The organism is Novosphingobium aquimarinum, assembly GCF_009746585.1.
Taxonomy (GTDB): domain Bacteria; phylum Pseudomonadota; class Alphaproteobacteria; order Sphingomonadales; family Sphingomonadaceae; genus Novosphingobium; species Novosphingobium aquimarinum.
This window is the reverse complement of the sequence record NZ_WRPO01000022.1, coordinates 26,200-49,692: the sequence shown is the minus strand read 5'-3', so window position 1 is coordinate 49,692 and position 23,493 is coordinate 26,200. Positions and strand designations below refer to the sequence as shown.

Here is a 23,493-nt window from a genome sequence, read left to right as displayed (position 1 = left end):
CAAGCAGCATTGCCGCCCGCATCGGCGAGTGCTAGGCGCCCGCTCCAGTTTCGACACGACATTTCGAGAGCGAGAGCAATCCATCATGGCCGATGAAGGCAACATCATCTCCGACCTCAACCTCGACGGCAACGGCGCGGACACCGATCCCAGCGCCGGCATCATCACGCAGTACGTGAAGGATCTCTCGGTCGAGAATCCGAACGCGCCGCAGAGCCATTCCTGGCAAGGCACGCCGCAGATCGACATCCAGTTCAACATCGGCGCGCGTCCGATCGAGGGCGAAGTCCACGAAGTCGAGCTCAAGATCACGGCGAAGGCCGGCTACGACGAAGGCGCCGCCTATATGGTCGAGCTGACCTATTGCGCGCTCGTCGGCATGCGCAATCTCGAGGACGGTCAGGCCCACGCGTTCCTCTATGCCGAAGCGCCGCGCATTCTCTTCCCGTTCGCCCGCCGCATCATTGCCGATGCCGTGCGCGACGCCGGCTTTGCGCCGCTGATGCTCGATCCGATCGATTTCAACGGCCTCTATGTCCAGCAGCTGGCGGCACAGCAGAACGACGGCATAGGCGCGCCGGTCGGCAACGCCTGAGCCGACCGGGCACAGCGAACCTTCCAGAGCGGGCCCCGCGGGCATGAGCCTCGTTCGCAACGTCGGGACGATCGGCGGACTCACGGCACTCAGCCGGGTCTTCGGCTTCGTGCGCGACATGCTGCTCGCGCGGGTGCTGGGCGCGGGGCTTGCGGCCGACGCCTTCCAGCTCGCCTTCGTGCTTCCCAACACGTTCCGGCGGCTGTTCGCGGAAGGCGCGTTCTCGGTCGCCTTCGTGCCGATGTACACGCGCGCGCTTTCGTCCGAAGGCGGTGAGGACGCGGCCCAGGTCTTTGCCAATCACGTGCTGGCGGTGTTCGTCTGGGTGCTGCTCGGCTTTTCCGCCATCGCGATGCTGGCGATGCCGGGAATCGTCTGGCTGCTGGCCAGCGAATATCAGGACGTCCCCGGAAAATTCGAGCTGGCGGTGCACCTCAGCCAGATCACTTTTCCGTATCTCGGTCTGGTGAGCCTGGTGGCGATGCTTTCGGGGGTGCTCAACGCGCACTCGAAGTTCGCGCCGGGCGCCTTCGTGCCGGTGCTGCTCAATCTCGTGCTGATCACCGGGATCATCACCGGCTATTATCTGCGCGAGGCGGGCGGAACCGACGTGACCGTCGCTTACGTCCAGGCGATTGCGGTCGCCGTCGCAGGCGTGGCGCAGCTGCTCTACATGGCCTGGGCGACGCGGCGCGCGGGCGTGCGGCTGAAGCTGAGCGCGCCGAAATTGACTCCGGACGTCAAGCGGCTGGCGATGCTGATCCTTCCGGCCACGCTCGGCGCGGGCGTCTACCAGATCAGCCAGTTCGTCGACACGTTCTTCGCGACCTCGCTCGAGCAGGGATCGCTGACGCTGCTGAAGTATGCCGACCGACTCAACCAGATGCCGCTGGGCATCGTCGGCATTGCGTTGGGCACCGCGATCCTGCCGATGCTGGCGCGCCACATCCAGTCCGGCGACATGCGCGAGGCGCAGCGGTTGCAGACCAACGCGGTCGAGATGGCGACGCTGCTGACGCTGCCCGCCGCGGTGGCGCTGGCGATCTGCGCGCCGGCCTTCGTCACGGCTTTCTTCGTCGGCGGCAAGATGACCGTGGCAAATGGCGCGGTGATGTCGAACATCGTCATCGCGCTCGTCGCTGGTCTGCCGAGCTACGTGCTGGTGAAGGTCTTCCAGCCCGGGTTCTTCAGCCGCGAGGACACCCGCACGCCGGTCTGGATCGCCGCCACCGTCCTGGTCATCAACATCGCAATCAATTTCTACGTGGTGCCGCGCTACGGCATCGTCGGTCTGGCGGGAGCGACCGCCTTCACTTCGACGATCAACGTGCTGGCGCTTTATACGATCCTGCAGAAGCGCGGTTGGTTCCACCTGACCTGGAAGCTGACCGGACGCATCGCGCGCCAACTGGTCGCAACGGTGGCGATGGGCGCGGCGCTGTGGCTGTTGATGCCGCTGATGGCGGACCGCTACGGCGGCAACGTGATCGAGCGCGTCTGGTCGCTGGCGGTGCTCTGCGTCTCGGGGCTGGTCGTCTTCTTCGCTGTCGCCTGGGTGATCGGCGCGCTCGACAAGGACCTCATCGCGCAGCTACGGCGACGTAAGCGGCCGCCCAGGCCGGTCGATCTGTCCGAATAAGCAAGAGAACCACAATGCGTATCGTCTCCGGCATTCAGCCCACCGGCAACCTGCACCTCGGCAATTACCTGGGCGCGATCCGGAACTGGGTGCGCATGCAAGATGACGGCGAATGCCTGTTCTTCCTCGCCGATCTTCACGCGATCTCGATGCCGCACGATCCGGCGACCTTGACCGCGAATACCTACGAGATGGTCGCGGCGCTGGTCGCTTGCGGCGTCGATCCCGATCGTTCGTACTTGTTCAACCAGACCCAGGTTCCCGCCCATGCAGAACTGCAATGGCTGCTCAACGGCACCGCGCGGATGGGCTGGCTGAACCGGATGACGCAATGGAAGGACAAGGCGGGCAAGAACCGCGAAGGCGCGTCCGCCGCGCTGTTCACCTACCCGGTGCTCCAGGCGGCCGACGTGCTGCTTTACCAGACCACCCACGTGCCGGTGGGCGACGACCAGAAGCAGCATCTCGAACTCGCGCGCGACATCGCACAGAAGTTCAACAACGACTTCGCCAGCGAAGACGATCCCGTTTTCACGCTGCCCGAACCGTTCATCCCGCCCGAAGCGGCGCGGATCATGAGCCTGCGCGACGGATCGGCCAAGATGTCGAAATCCGAGCCTTCGGACATGAGCCGCATCAACATGACCGACGATGCCGACACGATCATGCAGAAGGTCAAGAAGGCCAAGACCGACCCGGAACCCCTGCCATCCGACCCGGCGGGGCTGGAAGGGCGCGCCGAAGCCAAGAACCTCGTGGCGATCTACGCGGCAATGGCAGGCAGCAGCGTCGACGCCGTGCTGGCCGAGTTCGGTGGCGAAGGCTTCGGCAAGTTCAAGCCCGCGCTGGGCGAGCTGCTGGTCGAGACCCTGGCCCCGATCAACGCCCGCTTCGTTGAGCTGAAGCAGGACCGCGCCGCCCTGAGTGCGATCCTAGCCAAGGGTGCGGAGAAGGCACGCACTCTCGCCGCGCCGACGCTGTCCCGCACTTACGAGGCCCTGGGGCTGGTGCGGGGCTAAGCGCGCCGGCTAACCCAGCAAGGCTGCGCGCCGCTTGGCCCATGGCTCGGCGAGCGCGGCGACGGCGCCGAGCGCTTCGAGACCTGCACGGTCGCGCTTGTGATCGCCGGCGATGAGCAATCCGAAGACGCGCGCGACGGTCCAATCGGGCCAAGGGCGTTCGACCAGATCCAGCGCGTCTCCCGCCTCCACCGCGCCTTCCTCCAGCACGCGGTAGTACCAGCCAGAGCGGCGCGAACCGACCACGTTCGAAAGTATGTCGCGCCTTCCGAAGCGGGCATCGAGCTTGAAGCAAGGCTGCCGTCCGTGGCTCACTTCGACCAAGGCGCTGCCGAGGCGATAGACGTCGCCGATCGCGACCGTCTCCTCGGTCAATCCCTCGGTGGATACGTTTTCGCCGAAGGCCCCGGGCGTCGCGAGAAGCGGATGCGCACCGATCGCCTCACCCCACCACGAATAATGATCATGCGGATAGTGATGCACGGCCTTGTCCGGACCGCCATGGACGGCAAGGTCGGCTTGCGCATCGCCTTCGAGACCCAGGCGCGTGACGCGTACCGGGCCCTTGGCGGGCGCCTTCGCGATGGCACTCGGGGTCCCGTCGGGCAGAGCGCCGACACTCCCGCACTGTATCGAAAGGACAGGTATCGTCATCACTCGGTTGCATCCCTACATAACGATAGAAGGGACCAAGCCGGACTTTACGGCAATTATCAATTGTCAATTGCCACCCCGACTCGGCTCATCGCGTAAGTCATTCTATTCAACGACTATTCAGACCGAAACCGGTATAGGGCAACGTCAATGGAATGGGCCGTGCCGAAAGGGGCGTAAAGGCCCCTCGCGCTCGTGGAGATAGTGAACATGAAATCGAACCCAAAAAGAGGATTGGCGCGGCTTAGAATGGCAGCTGCGGTGGTCCTGCTGTCCGCGCTGGCGGCCTGCGCCTCTCCGTTCCGCGCCGACGTCTCGCGCTTCCAGTCGCAGCTGCCGCCGCCGCAGGGCCAGACCTTCGCGGTCGTGGCGGAAGATCCGGCGATGGCGGGCGGAATCGAGTTCGGCCAGTATGCCAGCCTCGTGACCAACCAGATGGCTTCGCTTGGCTACACGCCCGCAAGCCCGGAGACGGCGCAACTGCTGGTGCGCTTCGATTACGGCGTCGACAACGGCCGTGAGCGCATTCGCTCGACCGGATTCGCGCGCACGCCGTTCTGGGATCCCTGGTATGGCTACGGCTACGGTCGCGCCGGATTCTACGGTCGCCGTGGGCCCTGGGCTTATGGCTGGTACGATCCGTTCTTCGATGCTCCGCAAGTGACGAGCTACACCGTCTATACCAGCGGCGTCGGTCTCAAGATCGACCGGAAGGCCGACGGTCAGCGTCTGTTCGAGGGTCAGGCGGAAGCGGTGTCGACCTCCGATCGTCTGCCGTATCTCGTCCCGAATCTGGTCGAAGCGATGTTCACGAACTTCCCCGGGAACTCGGGCGAGACTGTGCGCATTACGGTGGCGCCAGAAAAAACACGCGGCTGATAAGACCGCCTGACAGCGCCTCCCCTCAAGGGAGACACCGAGGGACGGGTTCGCTGAAAACGCGGGCCCGTCCTTTTTTTGTTGCGCGTTGCGAAAATCCGAACTTCGGAAGAAATCAGGCGGTGACCTGAGCAGGCCGAGCGTTCACGTCCATTCGGCGCGCGCGGAACCAGGCGCGCAAACCGAAATGGACGGCGACGGCGCAGGCGCCCCCGATCACGCCGTCCAGCGCGTAGTGCCAGCCCAGCGCAATCGAGAGCGCGAACAGCAAGGCACTGAACATCGCCATCGGCCAGAAGAAGCGCGGCGCATGGACGCGGATGGCAAGCGCCATCCAGACCGCGGTGGTCACATGCAGCGAAGGCATCGCCGAGATCCCGCTACCCGCGCCGAAGCTGCGCGAATCGTACACCGCCCACAAGTAATCCGCCATGACCCGGGTCTCCGGGCCGGGCCCGAGCGCGGCGAAGTGATCGCCGTAGCCCATGCGTGCGTAGAAGATCGGGCCTGCTGCCGGCATCAGGATATGCACGAGGGGCCCCACCACGCTCCACAGCACGAAATAGCCGAGCATCACTGCCGACTTGTCGGCCGAGGCCGGCCGTGCGGCGACGACCAGCAGTGTGAGGATCATCATCCCCGTCCACAGCTTGTGATAGACGAATTCCGCCCCCGGAACGTCGAGCCAGTCCAGCAAGCTGAACGGATCGTGCCCGAACGCCAGCCAGCGGTCCGCTTGTGCGAGAAAGGGATCGGCGCGAAACGGCACGAGATAATTGAGCAGCGGCTTGAACCACAGGAACGCCATCATGTTGGCCCCCGCCAGGCCGATCATCAGCATCATGCCGATGAGCCAGTTGCGATCCTCGCGGACAATTCTGCCGAGCTCGGCAAGCGGGCTCTTCACGCCCATCGCCATCATCCGGACAAGCGCATAGATGCTTCCGACCACGGCCGAAGCCAGCATCCACGACGGCAGGATGACGAGGTTCGAGAGCAGGCCAGCAGAGTTCGGCGTAAAAACGAGCGCAGCCGCCGCCATCGCCAGTGTCAGGCCGATCGCGGGATAGATCCATTCCTTTTCGGCCTGCATGCGCGCGCTTCCCGATGCGGGCACGACAAACGGATCGTGCGCGCTTCTCGCGCGGCAGACCTAGGCACTATTGGTTAAGGGGCGGTTGCGGGTCGCCCAGTTGCGGGGCGCTCAATTGCCGAGCGACACCACTCCGCCGGTGGAGCCGAACCCGCCCTCGCCGCGCTCGGTGTCGTCGAGTTCGTCCACCTTCAGCCAGGTGGCCCGCACCACCGGCGCGATCACGAGCTGCGCGATGCGGTCGCCGCGCCGGACCTTGAAGGCCGTCTCGCCGTGATTGATGAGAATGATCTTCACTTCGCCGCGATAGTCCGAATCGACCGTTCCCGGCGTATTGGGCACCGAGATCCCGTGCTTGAGCGCCAGGCCGGACCGAGGCCGCACCTGGATCTCGAAGCCCGGCGGGATCGCCATCGCCAGCCCGGTCGCCACTGCATGGCGCGCGCCCGGCGCAATGGTCACGTCTTCGGCGGATACGACATCCATCCCCGCCGCCCCATCCGTGGCATAGGCCGGCAGTTCCAGCCCCTCGAAGTGCGGCAACCGCAGAACCGGTACGGGAATGTTATCCTGCGAGTGCATCGGCCATCCTTTCCACGAGAATCGTTGCGACCTCGTCCTTGGGCATTTCGGGCAAGCTGGTGACGCCGGTTCCGGTTACGATGTGGACCGAATTGGCATCGCCGCCCATGACATCGCCCGAGACATCGTTGGCGATGATCCAGTCGACGCCTTTGCGCTTGCGCTTGTCCTTCGCGTATTTGATTACATCGTCGGTCTCGGCAGCGAACCCGATCAGCAGCGTCGGGCGATCGGGTCGTCCCGCGACACCGGCGAGAATATCGGGATTTTCGGTCAGCAGCAGCGCCGGTGGGGCCGAGCCGCGCTTCTTGATCTTCGAACCGGCGACGTCCGCCGCGCGCCAATCGGCCACGGCGGCGACCATGACCGCGATGTCGGCAGGCAAGGCTGCCTTGACCGCGTCGGCCATTTCGCGCGCGCTCTCGACATCGATGCGATCGACGCCCGGCGGCGTCGCCAAATGGACTGGTCCGGCAACGAGCGTCACTCGCGCGCCCGCAGCAGCAGCGGCCGCCGCAATGGCAAACCCCTGCTTGCCCGACGAGCGATTGGCAATGTAGCGGACCGGATCGATCGGCTCCCACGTCGGCCCTGCAGTGACCAGCACGTGGCGTCCGTAGAGGGGGCGGTGCGCGGGATCAGTTTCGAACTCGGGCTGGCCGGCCAGCGGGTCTGTCGGGAACGCGTCTTCCGCTTCGCCTTCGATCGGCTCGGGCGGAGCCGAACGGTCGCCGACGACCAGATGGTTGATCGCCTGCGGATCGGTCGGGGGCGCACTTCGCGCCGTTCCCTTTTTCGAAAGCAGCGAACCGGCGCGCGCGAGCATTTCGGGCGTCATCTCGACGGGCTCATCTTCCGGCGGTTCCGGCATGTCCTGCGACTGCGCCTCGCCGCGATCGTCCAGACCGGCCGCTTGCCGCGCCTTGTCGATCCCGCGCGCGATGAGCGAACCGGCTAGACCGCCAAGGCCGATGTCGAGGCCGCCGTCATCCTCGTCCTCGTCCTCGTCCTGAGCATCCCGCACCGGCCTGTCGAACCCGAGCGGAAGCGCCAGCGGATCGTAAGTCCCCGACTGGTCCGAAAGCGCAGGCGTGCTGCCCGGCAGCGGCGCCACTTCGACCGGATCGAGCCCCAGGGCCCAGGACATCCGCTGCCAGATCGCGATCGGTTCGGGCAGGCGGCCGGGGCCGTATTCGCCGCAGGCCATCGCGCCTTCGTCGGGCTGCATCACGTCGATGCCCGCTTCGCGCAGGACATCGACATTGCGCATCGTCGCTGCGTGCTGCCACATCCGCACGTTCATCGCGGGCACCGCCATCACCGGTTTGTCGGTGGCGAGCAGCATGGTGGTGGCGAGATCGTCGGCGATGCCGGCGGCCATCTTGGCGAGCAAGTCTGCGGTCGCAGGGCACACGACGATCAGGTCCGCCTGCCGCGAAAGCTGGATGTGGCCCATCTCGGTCTCGTCCTTGAGATCCCACAGCGAGGTGTAGACGGGGTTCTCCGAAAGCGCCGCCAGCGCCATCGGCGTGACGAACTGCGCGCCGCCCTTGGTGAGCACGCAGGTCACGTCGCCGCCACCCTTGCGGATGGTACGGACGAGTTCGCAGGCCTTGTAGGCAGCGATGCCGCCACCAACGACCAGAAGTACGCGCGGGCCGGTCATCGATTACGTTCCTGCAGCAGTCGTGGTTACCAGGCAATTACTTTGGGGCGTTCAGAGCGGATGCAAGGGGCGGATGGCGGGCGGATGGCGGGCCGATGCCGGCTCTGCGGCTGGTTGCCCGCCCCTTCGTCATCCCGGGCTCGACCCGGGATCCAGCTTCTTGCCGCCAAGTGAGAGGTTCAAGCGGGGCCCCGGATCAAGTCCGGGGTGACGGTAAGTGCGACGCAAACTTCGGATGTAGTTACGACCTTGCCGGATCCATCACCCGATCCAGCCCATCGCGGCCGCGCCCCAGGCGCCGAGGGCGCCGGCCGCGGCGGCGAGGACATAGCCCGGCCAGTGAGGCCGACGCCGCCGGCGCTTGCGGTCCCAGATCAGTTCGACATGGGGCAGCGGGGCTTGTTCGGGCGCACCGCCCTTGGGCGGGAAGCGGTCCTCGATCCGGCGCACAAGGTCGGGCAGCCGCATCAGCGTGGCGACATCCTCGCGCACGCGATCGGCGATGGCCGCCTCGGGGCCGAGCTCGTCGCGAATCCAGCTGCGCACGAACGGCGCGGCGACGTCCCACATGTTGATCTGCGGGTCGAGCGCGGTCGCCAGCCCCTCGACCATCACCATCGTCTTTTGCAACAACAGCAAGTGCGGCTGAGTCTGCATGTCGAAATCGCGGGTGATGGCGAACAGCCCGTCGAGCATTTGCCCGACCGAAAGCTCGCTCACCGGCTTGCCGCGCATCGGTTCGCCCACGGCACGCAGCGCGGTCGCGAACTCTTCCACCGAATGATAGCTCGGGACGTATTGCGCTTCGAAATGGATCTCGGCGACGCGGCGATAATCACCGGTGGTCAGGCCATAGAGGATTTCGGCGAGCCACTGCCGGGCGCGACGGTTGATCCGGCCCATGATGCCGAAATCGATCGCGACGATCGTGCCGTCGGGCTCCACGAACAGATTGCCCTGGTGCATGTCGGCATGGAAATAGCCCGCGCTGATCGCTTGAGTCAGAAAGGCGAGCACAAGGCGCCGCGCCAGCACCGGCCGATCGACGCCGAAGTCTTCCAGCCGCCCCATGTCGCTGATCTTGGTGCCCGCGACCCATTCGAGCGTCATCACGCGACCGTTGGTGCGGTCCCAGTCGATGTCCGGCACACGATAGCCTTCGTGCCCGCGCATCGAATCGGCAAGTTCGGAGGCGGAGGCCGCTTCGCGCCGCAAATCGAGTTCGCGCAAGGTCCAGCGCTTGAGATTTGCGATCACCGCGCGCGGCCGCAACCGCGAGGCCTCACCGCCCAGCGCCTCGAGATGCGCCGCGGCCCATTCGTACGTCTCGACGTCGGCGGAAAAGCGTTCGCGAATGCCCGGGCGCAGCACTTTGACCGCGACTTGCCGCCCTTCGATGGTGGTGGCGCGATAGACTTGCGCGATCGAGGCGGAGCCGACCGGCTCGGTGTCGAATTGCGAGTAGAGCTGTTCCAGCGGACGATCGAAGCTGATTTCGATTTCGCGCCGGATCCCTTCGAACGGAACCGGCGGGAGACGGTCCTGCAGCGCCAGCAGATTGCGCGCCGCTTCCTCGCCGACGATGTCCGGACGCGTCGCCAGCGTCTGGCCGAGCTTGATCGCAGCAGGGCCGATCGCTTCGAAGGCGCCCGCATAATCGGGCTCTTTCGGCTGGATCGTGCCGATCCGCGCAATCCGGCACAAGCGCCGGACTTGCGGCGGGGTGTTGCGCCCTTCCTCGATGATCCGCAGCGCGCCGTGCCGCGCCAGGATCCGGCCCCACTTCAGCAGGCGCGCGATATGCGTGGCGGGCTGCGTCACTGTGCTGGCTTACGCCTTCCAGCCCGAGTGAATGGCGACGAGGCCACCCATGATCGGCTCGACTTTCGTCTGCGTGAAGCCGGCCTGGCGGATCATCGCCTCGAACTCACCCATTGCGGGGAAGCGCCGGATCGATTCGACGAGGTAGCGATACGATTCGGCATCGCCCGCGATCGCCTTGCCGATCTGCGGCACCAGCTTGTGCGAATAGGCATCGTAGACTTCGCGGAAGCCGGGCCACTCGGTGGTCGAGAATTCCAGGCAGAAAAAGCGGCCGCCAAACTTCAGCACGCGGAATGCCTCGGCCAGCGCCGCGTCGATCCGCGTGACGTTGCGAATGCCGAAAGCGATGGTGTAGGCATCGAAGGTGCGATCCGGCCATGAAAGCGTCTCGGCGTTCTGGCAGGACCACACGAGGCTGCCTTCGCCATCCGCCATGCCGCGCTCCATCGCGCGCGCAACGCCGACGTCGAGCATGTCCTGATTGATATCGGCGACCGTCACCGCCGCGCCCGATGCGGCGAGGCGGAAGGCGATGTCGCCGGTGCCGCCCGCCATGTCGACGATCGACTCGCCCGCACGCGGTTTGACCCGGCGCACGAAGCGGTCCTTCCACAGCCGGTGCATGCCGCCCGACATCGCGTCGTTCATGACGTCGTACTTAGCGGCAACATTCGAGAAGACGCCGCCAACGCGCGCGGTCTTCTCTTCGGGGCTGACCTCTTCGTAACCGAAGGAAACGGTATCGCTCATCCTCGGTCCTGTAACGCGGCGGGAGGGAGCGCGCCACCAGTGTCTTTCGTGCGAAGCGCCAATGCGGACAGAACGATCCCGATGACGATCAAGCCCATCCCGGCCATGTGATAGCCGTGCAGCCGCTCGCCCAGCAGCAGCGCCGAAAGCAGCGCGCCGAACAGCGGCATCAGCGTGATCGCCTGGCCCGCGCGCGGCGCACCGATCGTCGCGGTGGCGGCGTTGTAGATGAAATAGGCGACGACCGATGGCAGCAGCCCGACGTAGGCGAACGCCGCGAAGACCTCCACGCTCCAGTTGACCCGCTCGCCATCCGCCCATTCCTGTGCGGCGAGAACCGCCATCGCCGCCGCCCCGATCAGAAAGGTTACGAAGATGAAAGTCGCGGGCGCAACTCGCGGCCGGCAGCGCAGCAGCACCGTATAAAGCGACCAGACGATGACCGCTGCGCCCACCAGAAGATCGCCGACCCTGAAATGCATCGCCGCCAGGGTCGACCATTGCCCCCGCGCCACGATCCAAACGACGCCCGCGGTCGAGGCCGCGACGCCCAGCGCCTGCAGCGGGGCGACGCGTGTGCGAAACAGCGTCCGGTCGAGCAGCGCGACCACCGCGGGAACCGCCGCCTGGATCAGCAGGGCATTGGTCGCGGTCGTATAATGCAGTCCCTTGTAGAGAAAGGCGTTGAACGCGGCGACGCCGAGCAGCCCCAGGACCAGCAGCCAGGGCCATCCTTTCGCCAGCGCCGCTCGGTCGGTCGCGAGATGCGGCAGGGCGAACGGCCACACCACCAACGCTGCGATCATCCAGCGCGCGAGCGCCAAGGTGAAAGGCGGAATGTCGTCGCGCATCGCGCGCCCGACGATCGAATTGCCCGCCCACAACAGCATGACGAGCCCGAGCAGCAGATAAGTCCGCGTGGTGGGCGACAAGGTCTTCATCGCGCGGCCCCTAGAGCTTTGCCGCCCTCATGGCGAGGCCAGCGATGACATGGCGGCGGATGCACGCTAAACGCCGCCCGGCCATGCCCGAACTGCCCGAAGTCGAAACCACCGTGCGCGGTCTGGCGCGTCATCTCGAGGGGCAACGCATCGCGCGAGTCCAGCTCCACCGGCCCGACTTGCGCCGTCCGTTCCCGCCCGATCTGGTCCAGATGCTGACCGGCGCGCGAATCACCGGGCTCTCGCGCCGGGCGAAGTACGGGCTCATCGCCACCGACCGGGATCACACGCTGATCTTCCATCTCGGCATGTCGGGACGCTGGCGGATCGAACCCGATGCGATCGGCAAGCACGACCATCTCGTGCTCGAAACCGAGGACGGGGCGATCTTCGCGCTCAACGATCCGCGCCGCTTCGGCTCGGTCGACCTTGTCGCGACGGACATGTTGGACAGCTGGGGGCCGTTCGCGGGGATGGGTCCCGAGCCCTTGGGCGAGGACCTTACGCCCGCATACTTACGCCGCGCCTTTGCGGGGCGAATCGCGCCCATCAAGCAGCTCCTGCTCGATCAGCGGATCGTCGCCGGGCTCGGCAACATCTACGTGTGCGAAGCGCTGTTTCGCGCGCGCATCCGCCCCGCGAAAGCGGCGGGGCGTGTCTCGCTGGCCGCGCTCGGCCGCCTCGTCCCGGCGATCCGGGCCGTGCTGATCGAATCGATCGAAGCCGGTGGCTCGACCATCCGCGATTACGCGCAACCGACCGGAGAACTGGGCTATTTCGCCAAATCCTGGCAAGTCTACGGGCGCGAAGGCGAGACTTGTGCGTGCGGGACCAGCGTGGCCCGCTTCGTTCAAGGCGGGCGCAGCACCTTCTGGTGCCCGAACTGCCAGAAATAGGGGCTTTCGGCCCGCCTGTTGGGTTGACGCAGGCACCTGTCATCGCTAAGGGCCGCGCTTTCCTGGCGACTCCGATCTGCCAGTACCCAGTTTCGAATTGAACGAGGCCGCGTCGCGGCCATGAGATAAGGACCGACATGGCCAATACGCCGCAAGCCCGCAAGCGCATCCGTCGCAACGAGAACCGCTCGCTCGTGAACACCAACCGCATGAGCCGCATCCGCACCTTCGTGAAGAAGGTCGAGCTCGCCATCGACGGCGGCGACAAGACTGCGGCGACCGAAGCGCTCAAGGCAGCCCAGCCCGAGCTGTCGCGCGGTGTGGCGCGCGGTGTGCTTCACAAGAACACGGCAGCGCGCAAGATGTCGCGTCTGACGAAGCGGGTTGCCGCTCTCTGATTCATCCCGAAACGCGAATCGATTCGGCTGCATGACCGCCATGTGACCGATCGTTCAGCGGGACGAAATGAGAACGTCTTATAAGGGGGGCCAGCGGCTCCCCTTTTTGCATTTTTGCAGAGCATCCTGCGTGTAATCGAAATGTAGGAAAACTGCGGGATTCGCTTTGCTGCAGTGCAGTGAATCAGATAATTATCGTGTAAAATCAGGCGGGTACAACTATTTTGACGGGAAACTGCGACGTTCGGCCTGTCAAGGCAAAAGATTCCGCTTGTGACCGGATGAGTGGCTTGAACAGTCCGGCGGGACCTCTCAAAAGGGTCTCAGCCGTTGCGGAACGGCTCGGGGTATACGTCATATTTCGATACTGTCGCCGTCGCAAAAGTTGCTTTTGCGCGTGGGGCGGAACTGTATCGTGTCGCCCTTGGTTGTCCGCAATAGCATGGTCGTAAACAACTTGGAGGATTCTGGGGTGTCGGGGTCGTTCATGGGAAGCGCCAAGAGCGCGGGCAAAAAGCCAAAGGGTGAAAAGATCGCAATGGAAGAGGATCCGGAGGCCCTCAATCTCGCAGCTGACTGGGCAGATATCAGTCAGGGTCTTCGCAAGGATCTTGGTCAGCAGGCCCACAGCCAGTGGATCAAGCCGATCCAGCCGGGCCCGCTCTGCAAGGAGACGGGCACGCTCGATCTTTACGTTCCGACCGAATTCACGGCGAACTGGGTTTCGGATCGCTTTTCGGACCGGCTTTCGCTTGCCTGGAAGATTGCCCGTCCGGACGTGCGCCACGTGCGCATTCTCGTTCAGCCCGGCCGGCGCCATCCCGAATTGCGGCTGGGCAACGGCGGCAACCCACGGCGCGCCGCCAACGACGGGGCGCACGGCAATGATCCGCTTTCCTCCGTGCTCGACGGCGACGCTTTTGCGACGCTGGGGCAAGGCGGCGTCGGCATCGATGCCTCGCTGACTTTCGCGTCGTTCGTCACGGGCACGAGCAATATACTGGCGCGCAATGCCGCGCAGCGCATGTCGGAGCGCGAAGCGCCGCAGTTCTCGCCGCTCTACCTCAAGGCCGCGACCGGCCAGGGCAAGACGCATCTGCTGCACGCGATCGGCCACGCCTATCTCGCCAGCCATCCCAACGCGCGGATCTTCTACTGTTCGGCCGAGCGCTTCATGGTCGAGTTCGTCCAGGCGCTGCGCCAGAACCAGATGATAGAGTTCAAGTCGCGGCTGCGCGGTTTCGACCTGCTGCTGGTCGACGACATCCAGTTCATCATCGGCAAGTCGGCCGCGCAGGAGGAACTGCTCTACACGATCGATGCGCTGCTCGCCGAGGGCAAGCGCCTCGTGTTCGCCGCGGATCGTTCGCCGCAAGCGCTCGACGGTGTCGAGCCGCGCCTGCTGTCGCGCTTGTCGATGGGCCTCGTCGCCGACATCCAGTCGGCCGACATCGAACTGCGCCGCTCGATTCTCGAGAACCGGCTGCAGCGCTTCGCTTCGGTCGATGTCCCGGCCGACGTCATCGAATTCCTGGCACGCACCATCAATCGCAATGTCCGCGAGCTCGTGGGCGGCCTCAACAAGCTGATCGCCTATGCCCAGCTCACCGGCCAAGCGGTTTCGCTGCAGCTTGCCGAAGAGCAGCTGACCGATATTCTGTCGGCCAATCGCCGGCGCATCACCATCGACGAGATCCAGCGCACGGTCTGCCAGTTCTATCGCATCGATCGCACCGAGATGAGCTCCAAGCGCCGCGCCCGCGCCGTGGTGCGGCCACGCCAAGTGGCGATGTATCTGGCCAAAGTGCTCACGCCGCGCAGCTATCCGGAAATCGGACGCAAGTTCGGCGGCCGCGATCATTCGACCGTCATCCACGCGGTGCGCCTGATCGAGGAACTGCGGACGCGCGATGCGGATATGGATGGCGACGTGCGCAGCCTGCTGCGTCAGCTCGAAAGCTGATCACACACCCCGCAAGGGACGTCCGATCGACTCCTTGAACCCACGCTCTATGCACCGCTTATCGACAGGCTGTGCATAGACTTTCCCCGTGTTGTTCACAGGGTTACGGACGGCCCGTCCGGCGGCCGCGATCGAGTCGAATGCGGTGATTGAGGCGTCCGCGCGACGCGCCCCCTTCCCCGCTCTCGATTGAAGGCGTAGAGCGCCCGGCATGTCCCATCAGCTTTTGCCGCATAGCTTCCTCCAGGCCGTCCAGCGCGGCGTGCTGGGCCGGTGCCCGCGCTGCGGGGAAGCCAAGCTGTTCCGCAAGTGGCTGAAGTCGGTCGACCGGTGCCCCGCTTGCAGTCAGAACTGGACGCATCATCAGGCCGACGATTTCCCGGCCTACATCGCGATCTTCGTGACCGGACACATATTGGCGCCGGTCATCATCCTGCTTTCGCTCGACTATTCGCTGTCGCCGCTGGCGATGTTCGCGACAATCATTCCGGTCGCTCTGGCGATGATGCTGGGCATGTTGCAGCCCGCGAAGGGTGCCGTCATCGCGGCGCAGTGGTGGCACGGGTTGCACGGCTTCACCAAGGAACGCCGCCTCGATACGGCGGAACCCGAAAGCACTGGCGAAACGTGAGTCTTCCGCCCGAAAGGCTGGAACGGTTCGCGCGGCACATCATCCTTCCCGAAGTGGGCGGGAGCGGCCAGGTCGCGCTCGTCGGCGCGCATGTCGTTCTCATCGGCTGCGGCGGGATCGGCAGCCCTGCCCTTCAATATCTCGCCGGCGCCGGGATCGGCCGGCTTACCCTGGTAGATGACGACGTCGTCGACCTCTCCAACCTCCAGCGGCAAACGATCTTCACGCCGTCCGATGTCGGCCAGCCCAAGGCGGAAGCGGCGGCCGAATGGGTACGACGGTTCGATCCTGCCCTCGAAATCCGTACCGTCGCAGAGCGTTTGGGGGTCGAAAACGCCGCGCAAGTCCTCTCAGGCGCGAGCCTCGTACTCGATGGGTGTGACAACTTCGCGACTCGCCTGGCGGTATCGGACACGTGCGTGCGGCTCAAGATCCCGCTGACCAGCGCCGCGATCGGGCGTTTCCAGGGCCAAGTCGCGAGCTTTGCCGGGCATTTGCCCGACCAGCCCTGCTACCGCTGCTTCGTGGGCGACGCTTTCGATGCCGAGGATTGCGATACTTGTGCCGCGGACGGCGTGCTCGGCGCGATGGCGGGCATGGTCGCGACCTTCGGCGCGATGCAGGCGATTCGCGTGCTGCTCGAGGGCGACGCCGCGCTGGGCGATCCGCAGTTCGGCAAGCTCCATCTGCTCGATGGCCTGGCGCCAAGCCTGCGCACGCTCACCATCGCCAAGGACCCCGAATGCAAGGGTTGCTCAGGCGTCGAATCAGGCAAGCGCTAGCATCTCGTCAACCCACGCGGGGACGATTTCACTCGCGGGACCGTGGCGTGCCTCGTCGAACCAGCGCGATCCCTGACTGGGTTCGAGATTGAGTTCGAGCGTCGCTGCGCCAAGCTCGCGCGCGTTGCGGACGAACCCAGCCGCGGGATAGACCGCGCCCGACGTGCCGATCGAGACGAACAGATCCGCTTCATGCAAAGCGGCTGCGATCTCCTCCATCCGGTACGGCATCTCGCCGAACCAGACCACGTCGGGCCGCAGCGCCGCTTCGCCGCATTCCGGACATGGCGGGCGGTGGATAAGCGGGCCGCTCCACGCCGGTCGCGAATCGCATGCGGTGCACCACGCGGTGTGATGCTGGCCATGCATGTGCAGCACGCGCCGCGCACCCGCGCGCTCGTGCAAGTCGTCGACGTTCTGAGTGACGATCAGCAGTTCCCCTGGCCATTCGGCATCGAGCCGGGCCAGCGCTTCGTGCGCCAGGTTGGGCTGCTTCTCGCGAATCGCCGCGCGGCGCATGTCGTAGAAGGCGAGCACCAGGTCGGGATCGCGCGCGAACGCCTCGGGCGTGGCGACGTCCTCGGGCTTGTAGCGCTCCCACAGGCCGCCGGCGGTGCGGAAGGTGTCGATCCCGCTTTCGGCGCTCACGCCGGCGCCGGTCAGGATCACGATATTGCGAATGTTGGTCATCGCGGCCAAGAGAGCATGAAATGAGTCATCGATCCACGTCGTGGATCGCGGCACCGGCCCGCGCCCCCACCCGACCTCCCATCAGGATACACTCGTGGGAGGTCGGGTGGGGGAGCGGGCCGGTGCCGCATGCAAACGAGGATACATCAATGGCGAGAATCGGGATCATCGGCAGCGAGGGACGCATGGGGCAGGCGATCGCCGCCGCCATCGCCGATGCCGGCGAGGATTTCGCCGGCGGTGTCGACAAGGGCGGCGACGTCGCCGCGCTGGCGGCGCAAAGCGATGTGCTGGTCGACTTCTCCTCACCCGCGGCGCTGGAAGAGAACCTCGATGCGGCCGCGGCGGCGGGCGTGCCCGTGGTCATCGGTACGACAGGGCTGGAGGAACGGCATCACTTCCTGATCGATCACGCCGCCGAGACGATCCCGGTGCTCCAGACCGGCAACACCTCGCTCGGCGTCACGCTCCTCGCGCATCTCGTGCGCGAAGCCGCAAGCCGGCTCGGCGAGGACTGGGACATCGAGATCGTCGAGACTCACCACCGAATGAAGGTCGACGCCCCCTCGGGCACCGCGCTACTGCTGGGCGAGGCTGCAGCGCGCGGGCGCGGGGTCGATCTCGCACAGGATTCCGAACGCGGACGCGACGGCATCACCGGCAAGCGCGGCACCGGCGCGATCGGCTTCGCGGCCTTGCGCGGTGGCACCGTCGCGGGCGATCACACGGTCGCCTTCCTCGGCGAGAGCGAGCGGCTGACGCTGTCGCACATGGCCGAAAACCGCAGCATCTTCGCGCGCGGCGCGGTGCGCGCCTGCCAGTGGATCCTCGGCAAGCCGCCCGGCCGCTACACCATGCCCGAGGTGCTGGAGCTTTGAAGAAGGCCGATATCTTCGAGTTCTTCCGCCGGCTGGCCGAGGCGAACCCGGACCCGGTGACCGAGCTCGAATATGGCGAGGACAACGTCTACCAGCTGCTCGTCGCCGTGGTGCTTTCCGCGCAATCGACCGATGTCGGGGTCAACAAGGCGACACGGGCGCTGTTTCGCGAAGTGAAGACGCCCGCGCAGATGATCGAGCTTGGCGAAGAGGCGCTCAAAGAGCACATCAAGACCATCGGCCTGTTCAATTCCAAGGCCAAGAACGTCATCGCGCTATCGGAAATGCTGGAGCGCGATCATGACGGCGAAGTCCCCGCCAATCGCGATGCGCTGACCGCCCTTCCCGGCGTTGGCCGCAAGACCGCGAACGTCGTAATGAACTCGGCCTTCGGCGCGGAGACCTTCGCGGTCGACACGCATATCTTCCGCGTGTGCAACCGCACCGGCCTCGCCAAGGGCAAGACGCCGCTGGCGGTCGAGAAGGGGCTGGAAAAAAACGTGCCCGATCCTTTCCGGATCGGCGCGCATCACTGGCTGATTTTGCATGGCCGCTACGTCTGTAAGGCAAGGACCCCCGAATGCTGGCGTTGTCCGGTCGTGGACTTGTGCACCTACAAGACGAAGGTCACGGAACGACCGGGCAAGCGAGCCGTTGCGAAGGGGGAGAGCTGAAAGACCTATAAGGAGCGATGCCATGAAAATCACGAATGGACTTGCCGCCGTCCTCGCGATCGCGGGCCTGAGTGCCTGCGCCCAGTCCGATACGCGTTCCGCTTCCAAGCCTGTGGCGCCTGCCGCGCAGGTGGTGGGCGAGCCGGTGGACTGCCTGCAGCTTACCAGCTTCCGCTCCACTCAGATCCGCGACGATCGCACGATCGACTTCATGGGCACCGGCGACAAGGTGTGGCGCAACACGCTGCCCAACAGCTGCCCCGGCCTGAAGTCGGCCGACGCGTTCACGTACGAGACGTCGCTGTCGCAGCTGTGCAACGTCGACATCATCACCGTACTCAACAACTTCGGCGGCCGCCCACAGCGCGGTGCGGGTTGCGGCCTGGGCACGTTCGTGCCGGTGAAGCTGGCGAAATAGCCTAGACGTCGTCCGCGCTGATCATCTCGGCGCGGTCGATCTCTCCGGTCATGACCGCGACCGTGGTCGCCACGGCGGCATCGCCGCTGACGTTGGTGGTGGTGCGCATCATGTCCATGATTCGGTCTACGCCCGCGACGAAGGCGATCGTCTCGAGCGGCACGCCCACCGCGCCGAACACCAGCGCCATCATAATCAGACCCGCGCCCGGGATGCCCGCCGCACCCACCGCGCCCAGCGTCGCGAGGATCGAGATCAGGAAGTAATCCCCCCACGACAAGTCGACGCCGAACACTTGCGCGCCGAACAGCGTGGCGAGGCCGAGATACATCGCGGTGCCGTTCATGTTGATCGTGGCGCCGAGCGAAATCACGAAGCTCGCCACCGAATTGCTGACACCGAGGTTGCGCTCCGCGCAGCGCAGCGTGACGGGAAGCGTGGCGTTCGACGATGCGGTGGAATAGCTCACGGCCATGGCATCGATGATCCCACGGAAGAAATCGCGCACCGGCAGCTTCGCAAGGAACCGGATCATCAACGAATACATGCCGAAGATGATGATCAGGCAGCCGAAATAATTGAGCGCCACCAGCTTGGCGAGCGCGAACAGCGCGTCCTGGCCCAGCGTACCCGCGACCCAGGCCATCAGCGCGAAAACGCCGAACGGGGTCAGCTCCATCACGATCATCGTCACCTTCTGCATGATGACCGAACCCGAATCGAAGATCTTCTGGGTCGGCACCCCATCCTCGCCCGCCATCAGGATGCCGATGCCGATCAGCAGCGCAAAGACGATCAACGGCAGCACTTGCACGTCCGCCATCACTTGCACCGGGCTTTCGGGCACCATGGACAGGATCATGTCGACTGCGGTGGTCTCGTTTGGCGCAGGGGTTGCGCCGCGATCGATCGCCGTGACGTCGAGGCCCGATCCCGGTGCGAAGAAGGTGCCGAGCAGCAAGCCGAGCCAGACCGCGATCTGCCCGGTGACCACGAACAGCAGCAGCGCTCGCCCGCCGACGGCGCCCAGCTTGCGCAAGTCGCCGATCGCAGCGACGCCCGAGACCAGCGAGAAGAAGATCAGCGGGACGACGAGCATCTTGATCGACTTGATGAAGAAGTCGCCGATCCACTTGATGCTCTCGGCGCCCGGACCCCAGAAGACGCCGACGGCGACGCCGAGAATCAGCGCGGCAATGACGCGCTGCCAGAGGGGAATCTTGAACCAGGTAGCAAGCATTCAGTTTTCCCCCTGAGAGCGCGCGGTCATCCGCGCCTCGTGCGACAGGCTTGCAAGTGCGCGCCGTTTAATCAAGCGGCGAGCGCAGCCTCGGCAATGCGTCGGTAAATACGGGCAAGCCCATCGAGATCGTCGAGCGCGACAGCCTCGTCCCGCTTGTGCATCGTCGCGTTGCACAGACCGAATTCGATCACCGGCGAAAAGTCCTTGAGGAACCGCGCATCGGAGGTGCCGCCACTGGTCGAAAGTTCGGGCGCGAAGCCGAGTTCGGCCTCGATCGCCTGCGAGACGATCTGCGAGAAGGTGCCCGGCTCGGTGAGAAACGCTTCGCCCGAAATCGCCGCGCGTGCCGTGCCGCCGTGCTTTGCCGCGATCTCGCTCACGCGTTCGGCCAGCCCGGCACCGGTGTGCAAGTTGTTGAAACGGATCGAGATGCGCGCGCTCGCCTTGCCGGGGATGACGTTGTGCGCCGGATTGCCGACCGTCAGGTCGGTCGCTTCGAGATTCGAGGCCTGGAACCAGTCGGTGCCTTCATCGAGCACGATCGCCTTCAGCTCCGCCAGCATCGCGACCAGCTTGGTGATCGGATTGTCGGCAAGGTGCGGATAGGCGACGTGGCCCTGCACGCCCTCGACCTCGAGAAAGATGTTCACCGACCCGCGCCGCCCGATCTTGGCCGTGTCGCCCAGGCGATCGACCGATGTCGGCTCGCCGACGAGGCACAGATCGGGGATCGTATCGATGCCGCGCATGTGCTCCATCAGCGCCAGCGTGCCGTAGCGGGCCGGCCCCTCCTCGTCGCCGGTGATGATAAAGCTGACGGTCCCGGCATCGACCGGCAGATCACGCACCGCCGCGACCATTGCCGCGATGGATCCCTTCATGTCGACCGCACCGCGGCCATAGAGCAGCTCTCCGCGCCGTTCGGGCGCGAACGGCGCGCTGGTCCACCCCTCGCCCGGAGGCACGACATCGACATGGCCGGCGAACGCGAAGTGGCGACTGCCGGGCGGCCCCCGACGGATGGCGAAAAGGTTCTCGACGGGTCCGTCCGGCGCCTCGCCCGCCATGAAGCGCGTCACTTCGAACCCCAGCGGCGCGAGCTGCGCTTCGAGACAGTCGAACACCAGCCCGGCCGCAGGCGTCACGCTGGGGCAGGCGATGAGCGCCTCTGCCAGTTCGGCTACGGTCTGGGCGGTCTGGGATGCGATCGATGCGTCTGTCATTCCGGGGACAGCGCATATGATCTAGTCTGCCGCGATACAAGCCGAAGGACCGCCCATGCCCAAACTCGACCTCGAGACCATCTCCCGATCCAATGCCACCGGATACCCACCGCCGTTCGACACGGCGGTCTCTGGGCGCTGGTGGCGGCGGTTGGCACCGGCGGGCGGCCTCACCCGCATGGGGGCGAGCCACGTGGTGCTGAAGCCCGGCGCCTGGTCGAGCCATCGCCACTGGCACGACGACGAGGACGAGCTGGTCGTCGTGATCTCGGGGAAGGCCGTGTTGGTCGAAAACGAAGGCCGGACGCTGCTGCAAGCAGGCGATGTGTGCGCCTGGCCTGCCGGCGACCGCAACGGCCATCATATCATCAACGAGAGCGAGACGGATTTCGTGTTCGTCGCGATCAGCGCGGGCAACCGTGACGGCAGCGGCGGCTATTCGGATATCGACATGGTCTTCAACCGCGACGGCTACTTCCACAAGGACGGCACGCCTTACGGAACACAGCGGCCGGAGTAAGCGCTCCCAGCGCTAGCCAAGCGCCTGATCGAGCAGGCGCGCGGCGCGCAAGCCGGCCTGGACGATGCGCTCGTCGGCGATCGGGATCGCAGCCTCGATCGCCGCGTTGGACCAGACCACCGAGTCTGGCGAATCTTCGCACGGCAGATCACCGGTTGCGACCGGGTAGACGAAATCGCGCGCGAGCTGCCAGCTCTCACGCGCCCAGTCGGCGACCTCTCCCGTCGCGATGTCGGCCTTTTCCGCAGCCGCGTATCGCCGGATCAGGGGCGGCCGCGCCGAGGAGATCGCGCGTTCCGCCAGCGCGCCGTCCCAGATCGCGTGCAGATTGCGACCCGGCGCAATGCCGTACATCGCGTCGATGGTATTGCCGCCGAGATCGCCGTTGTCGCCGCTGTGCAGCGGCATGTGGACGTCGCCGACGAGGTGCACGAGGAAGGCAAGGGCCTGCACTCGCTCGTAGTCGGGCTGCGACCGATCCGCGAGAATCGCGCGGTCGCGCTCGATCTGCCCGGTGACGCAGGTGCCGTTCGCGCAGTTCTTCTTCGCATCGAACGCCTCGCAGACCGGTTGCGTCTGGTAGTGCCAGGGGAACGTATAGCCCCAGCGCACCCGATCGTTGCGGACACAGTCCGCCCAGACCGCAGCTTCCTCCAGCGTGCGCATCGGACACTTGGGCGTGCGCAGGATCGCGCTCTTCGCCAGCAGTGCGGTGATCCGCGCGCGAGTCTGCGGCTGGACGTTGGCCATCGCGATCGCGGCGGTCGTTGCGTGGCCATACGCGCCCCAGGCGAGGGCAGGTGTCGATACCAGGCCGGCGACGAGCGCCAGCGCAAATGCCAGAAACGTCTTCACTGGCCGACGGGAATCTCGAACTGCTCGATCACCCATTCCTCGTCCTCGGCCGCGCGCACCCATTGGGTCAGCCATTCGTGTTCCCAGATGGCATCGGCATAGCCTTGCGCGAAGCCCGGCAGCGGGATGCCATAAGTCAGGAAGCGGCTGATGACGGGCGCGTAGATGATGTCCGCGGCACAGAAACTGCCGAACAGGAACGGGCCGCCCTTGCCGAAGCGGGCCCGCGCTTCGGCCCAGAGCTGCAGGATGCGCACGATGTCGCCGCGCACCTCCTGCGACAGCTCCACGCCGGCCAGGCGCGAGCGGATGTTCATCGGGCAGGAGCGGCGAAACGACAGGTATCCCGAATGCATCTCGGCGACCATCGAACGCGCCATCGCGCGCGCGGTGTCCTCCTTGGGCCAGAAGCGGTCGCGGCCGACCTTGTCGGCGAGATAATCGATGATGGCGAGGCTGTCCCACACCACCGCATCGCCGTCCCACAGGATCGGCACTTTGCCGGAGGACGGCGCCAGGTCGTCGTCGCTGCGCTTGCGCTGCTCCCAGTCCTCTCCGAGGATCGGGACGGTCAGCTCCTCGAAATGCAGGCCCGATTGCTTGCAGGCGAGCCACGCCCGAAGCGACCAGGACGAATAGTTCTTGTTTCCGATGATCAGCTTCATGGGCGGCGTCCCTAT

25 protein-coding genes are annotated in these 23,493 nt (G+C 65.5%); 13 read left to right on the top strand and 12 right to left on the bottom strand.

Annotation, left to right across the window (positions count from 1 at the left end; genetic code table 11):
- The first annotated feature begins 85 nt into the window (after positions 1-85).
- Genes secB through trpS form a run of 3 tightly spaced genes read left to right on the top strand, consistent with a single transcriptional unit; the run spans position 86 to position 3,253 of the window.
- On the top strand, positions 86-595 hold the full coding sequence (secB, locus tag GQO94_RS17185; protein ID WP_156842665.1) for a protein-export chaperone SecB: 510 nt from the start codon (positions 86-88) through the stop codon (positions 593-595).
- 43 nt (positions 596-638) lie between these two features.
- Complete coding sequence (gene murJ / locus GQO94_RS17180; RefSeq protein WP_156842664.1) at positions 639-2,234, top strand: murein biosynthesis integral membrane protein MurJ; 1,596 nt, start codon at positions 639-641, stop codon at positions 2,232-2,234.
- A gap of 14 nt (positions 2,235-2,248) precedes the next feature.
- Complete coding sequence (trpS, locus tag GQO94_RS17175; protein WP_156842663.1) at positions 2,249-3,253, top strand: tryptophan--tRNA ligase; 1,005 nt, start codon at positions 2,249-2,251, stop codon at positions 3,251-3,253.
- 9 nt (positions 3,254-3,262) lie between these two features.
- On the opposite strand, the gene GQO94_RS17170 is transcribed toward trpS, so the two are convergent.
- Positions 3,263-3,907, bottom strand: a complete 645-nt coding sequence (locus GQO94_RS17170; protein ID WP_156842662.1) for an MOSC domain-containing protein — start codon at positions 3,905-3,907, stop codon at positions 3,263-3,265.
- A 249-nt stretch (positions 3,908-4,156) separates the two neighbouring features.
- Between GQO94_RS17170 and GQO94_RS17165 the strand changes: the two genes are divergently transcribed.
- Entirely contained in the window at positions 4,157-4,786 is a 630-nt protein-coding gene (locus GQO94_RS17165) for a DUF4136 domain-containing protein (RefSeq protein ID WP_232332992.1), read from the top strand.
- A 115-nt stretch (positions 4,787-4,901) separates the two neighbouring features.
- On the opposite strand, the gene GQO94_RS17160 is transcribed toward GQO94_RS17165, so the two are convergent.
- The 6 genes from GQO94_RS17160 to GQO94_RS17135 all read right to left on the bottom strand — a co-directional run bounded on the left by GQO94_RS17160 (position 4,902) and on the right by GQO94_RS17135 (position 11,642).
- On the bottom strand, positions 4,902-5,879 hold the full coding sequence (locus GQO94_RS17160; RefSeq protein WP_156842660.1) for a phosphatase PAP2 family protein: 978 nt from the start codon (positions 5,877-5,879) through the stop codon (positions 4,902-4,904).
- Positions 5,880-5,990: 111 nt separating this feature from the next.
- Positions 5,991-6,461 (bottom strand): dUTP diphosphatase, encoded by a 471-nt coding sequence (dut, locus tag GQO94_RS17155; protein ID WP_156842659.1) that lies wholly within the window; start codon positions 6,459-6,461, stop codon positions 5,991-5,993.
- Positions 6,445-8,127 (bottom strand): bifunctional phosphopantothenoylcysteine decarboxylase/phosphopantothenate synthase, encoded by a 1,683-nt coding sequence (locus GQO94_RS17150; protein ID WP_156842658.1) that lies wholly within the window; start codon positions 8,125-8,127, stop codon positions 6,445-6,447. The genes dut and GQO94_RS17150 overlap by 17 nt, the downstream gene beginning before the upstream one ends.
- 261 nt (positions 8,128-8,388) lie before the next feature.
- Positions 8,389-9,948: a 2-polyprenylphenol 6-hydroxylase gene (gene ubiB, locus GQO94_RS17145; protein WP_156842657.1), complete on the bottom strand. Its 1,560-nt coding sequence runs from the start codon at positions 9,946-9,948 to the stop codon at positions 8,389-8,391.
- A gap of 9 nt (positions 9,949-9,957) precedes the next feature.
- Entirely contained in the window at positions 9,958-10,701 is a 744-nt protein-coding gene (locus GQO94_RS17140; protein WP_156842656.1) for a class I SAM-dependent methyltransferase, read from the bottom strand.
- On the bottom strand, positions 10,698-11,642 hold the full coding sequence (locus GQO94_RS17135) for a DMT family transporter (RefSeq protein WP_156842655.1): 945 nt from the start codon (positions 11,640-11,642) through the stop codon (positions 10,698-10,700). Before GQO94_RS17135 ends, GQO94_RS17140 begins: the two co-directional genes overlap by 4 nt.
- A gap of 83 nt (positions 11,643-11,725) precedes the next feature.
- Here GQO94_RS17135 and mutM point away from each other — a divergent pair, with 83 nt between their 5' ends.
- The 5 genes from mutM (at position 11,726) to GQO94_RS17110 (ending at position 16,312) form a co-directional block, all read left to right on the top strand.
- A complete protein-coding gene (mutM, locus tag GQO94_RS17130; RefSeq protein WP_156842681.1) occupies positions 11,726-12,538 on the top strand; it encodes a bifunctional DNA-formamidopyrimidine glycosylase/DNA-(apurinic or apyrimidinic site) lyase in 813 nt (270 codons plus the stop codon).
- Positions 12,539-12,675: 137 nt separating this feature from the next.
- Complete coding sequence (gene rpsT, locus GQO94_RS17125) at positions 12,676-12,936, top strand: 30S ribosomal protein S20 (protein ID WP_156842654.1); 261 nt, start codon at positions 12,676-12,678, stop codon at positions 12,934-12,936.
- A 538-nt stretch (positions 12,937-13,474) separates the two neighbouring features.
- Positions 13,475-14,899 carry a chromosomal replication initiator protein DnaA gene (gene dnaA / locus GQO94_RS17120; protein WP_156842653.1) on the top strand — a complete coding sequence of 475 codons (1,425 nt, stop codon included), beginning with the start codon at positions 13,475-13,477 and terminating at the stop codon, positions 14,897-14,899.
- Between the two features lie 211 nt (positions 14,900-15,110).
- Entirely contained in the window at positions 15,111-15,530 is a 420-nt protein-coding gene (locus GQO94_RS17115) for a DUF983 domain-containing protein (RefSeq protein ID WP_156842652.1), read from the top strand.
- Positions 15,527-16,312 (top strand): HesA/MoeB/ThiF family protein, encoded by a 786-nt coding sequence (locus tag GQO94_RS17110; protein ID WP_156842651.1) that lies wholly within the window; start codon positions 15,527-15,529, stop codon positions 16,310-16,312. The genes GQO94_RS17115 and GQO94_RS17110 overlap by 4 nt, the downstream gene beginning before the upstream one ends.
- On the opposite strand, the gene GQO94_RS17105 is transcribed toward GQO94_RS17110, so the two are convergent.
- Positions 16,298-17,002, bottom strand: a complete 705-nt coding sequence (locus GQO94_RS17105; RefSeq protein ID WP_156842650.1) for an NAD-dependent deacylase — start codon at positions 17,000-17,002, stop codon at positions 16,298-16,300. The two genes, GQO94_RS17110 and GQO94_RS17105, sit on opposite strands and share 15 nt — an antisense overlap.
- A 149-nt stretch (positions 17,003-17,151) precedes the next feature.
- Here GQO94_RS17105 and dapB point away from each other — a divergent pair, with 149 nt between their 5' ends.
- From dapB to GQO94_RS17090, 3 genes are read left to right on the top strand one after another with little or no spacing between them, the layout of a single operon-like run.
- Positions 17,152-17,880, top strand: coding sequence for a 4-hydroxy-tetrahydrodipicolinate reductase (gene dapB, locus GQO94_RS17100; protein WP_156842649.1), 729 nt, complete (start codon positions 17,152-17,154; stop codon positions 17,878-17,880).
- Entirely contained in the window at positions 17,877-18,554 is a 678-nt protein-coding gene (nth, locus tag GQO94_RS17095; protein ID WP_156842648.1) for an endonuclease III, read from the top strand. The genes dapB and nth overlap by 4 nt, the downstream gene beginning before the upstream one ends.
- A gap of 22 nt (positions 18,555-18,576) precedes the next feature.
- Positions 18,577-18,972, top strand: a complete 396-nt coding sequence (locus tag GQO94_RS17090) for a DUF6491 family protein (RefSeq protein WP_156842647.1) — start codon at positions 18,577-18,579, stop codon at positions 18,970-18,972.
- Position 18,973: 1 nt separating this feature from the next.
- On the opposite strand, the gene GQO94_RS17085 is transcribed toward GQO94_RS17090, so the two are convergent.
- Positions 18,974-20,212: a dicarboxylate/amino acid:cation symporter gene (locus GQO94_RS17085; protein ID WP_156842646.1), complete on the bottom strand. Its 1,239-nt coding sequence runs from the start codon at positions 20,210-20,212 to the stop codon at positions 18,974-18,976.
- A 71-nt stretch (positions 20,213-20,283) separates the two neighbouring features.
- The gene (gene dapE / locus GQO94_RS17080; RefSeq protein ID WP_156842645.1) at positions 20,284-21,438 is read right to left on the bottom strand and encodes a succinyl-diaminopimelate desuccinylase; all 1,155 of its coding nucleotides are present in this window, start codon (positions 21,436-21,438) and stop codon (positions 20,284-20,286) included.
- 55 nt (positions 21,439-21,493) lie between these two features.
- Between dapE and GQO94_RS17075 the strand changes: the two genes are divergently transcribed.
- Positions 21,494-21,958, top strand: coding sequence for a cupin domain-containing protein (locus tag GQO94_RS17075; protein WP_156842644.1), 465 nt, complete (start codon positions 21,494-21,496; stop codon positions 21,956-21,958).
- Positions 21,959-21,970: 12 nt separating this feature from the next.
- On the opposite strand, the gene GQO94_RS17070 is transcribed toward GQO94_RS17075, so the two are convergent.
- Positions 21,971-22,813 (bottom strand): S1/P1 nuclease, encoded by an 843-nt coding sequence (locus tag GQO94_RS17070; protein WP_232332991.1) that lies wholly within the window; start codon positions 22,811-22,813, stop codon positions 21,971-21,973.
- A complete protein-coding gene (locus GQO94_RS17065; protein WP_156842642.1) occupies positions 22,810-23,478 on the bottom strand; it encodes a glutathione S-transferase family protein in 669 nt (222 codons plus the stop codon). Before GQO94_RS17065 ends, GQO94_RS17070 begins: the two co-directional genes overlap by 4 nt.
- Positions 23,479-23,493: the final 15 nt, after the last annotated feature.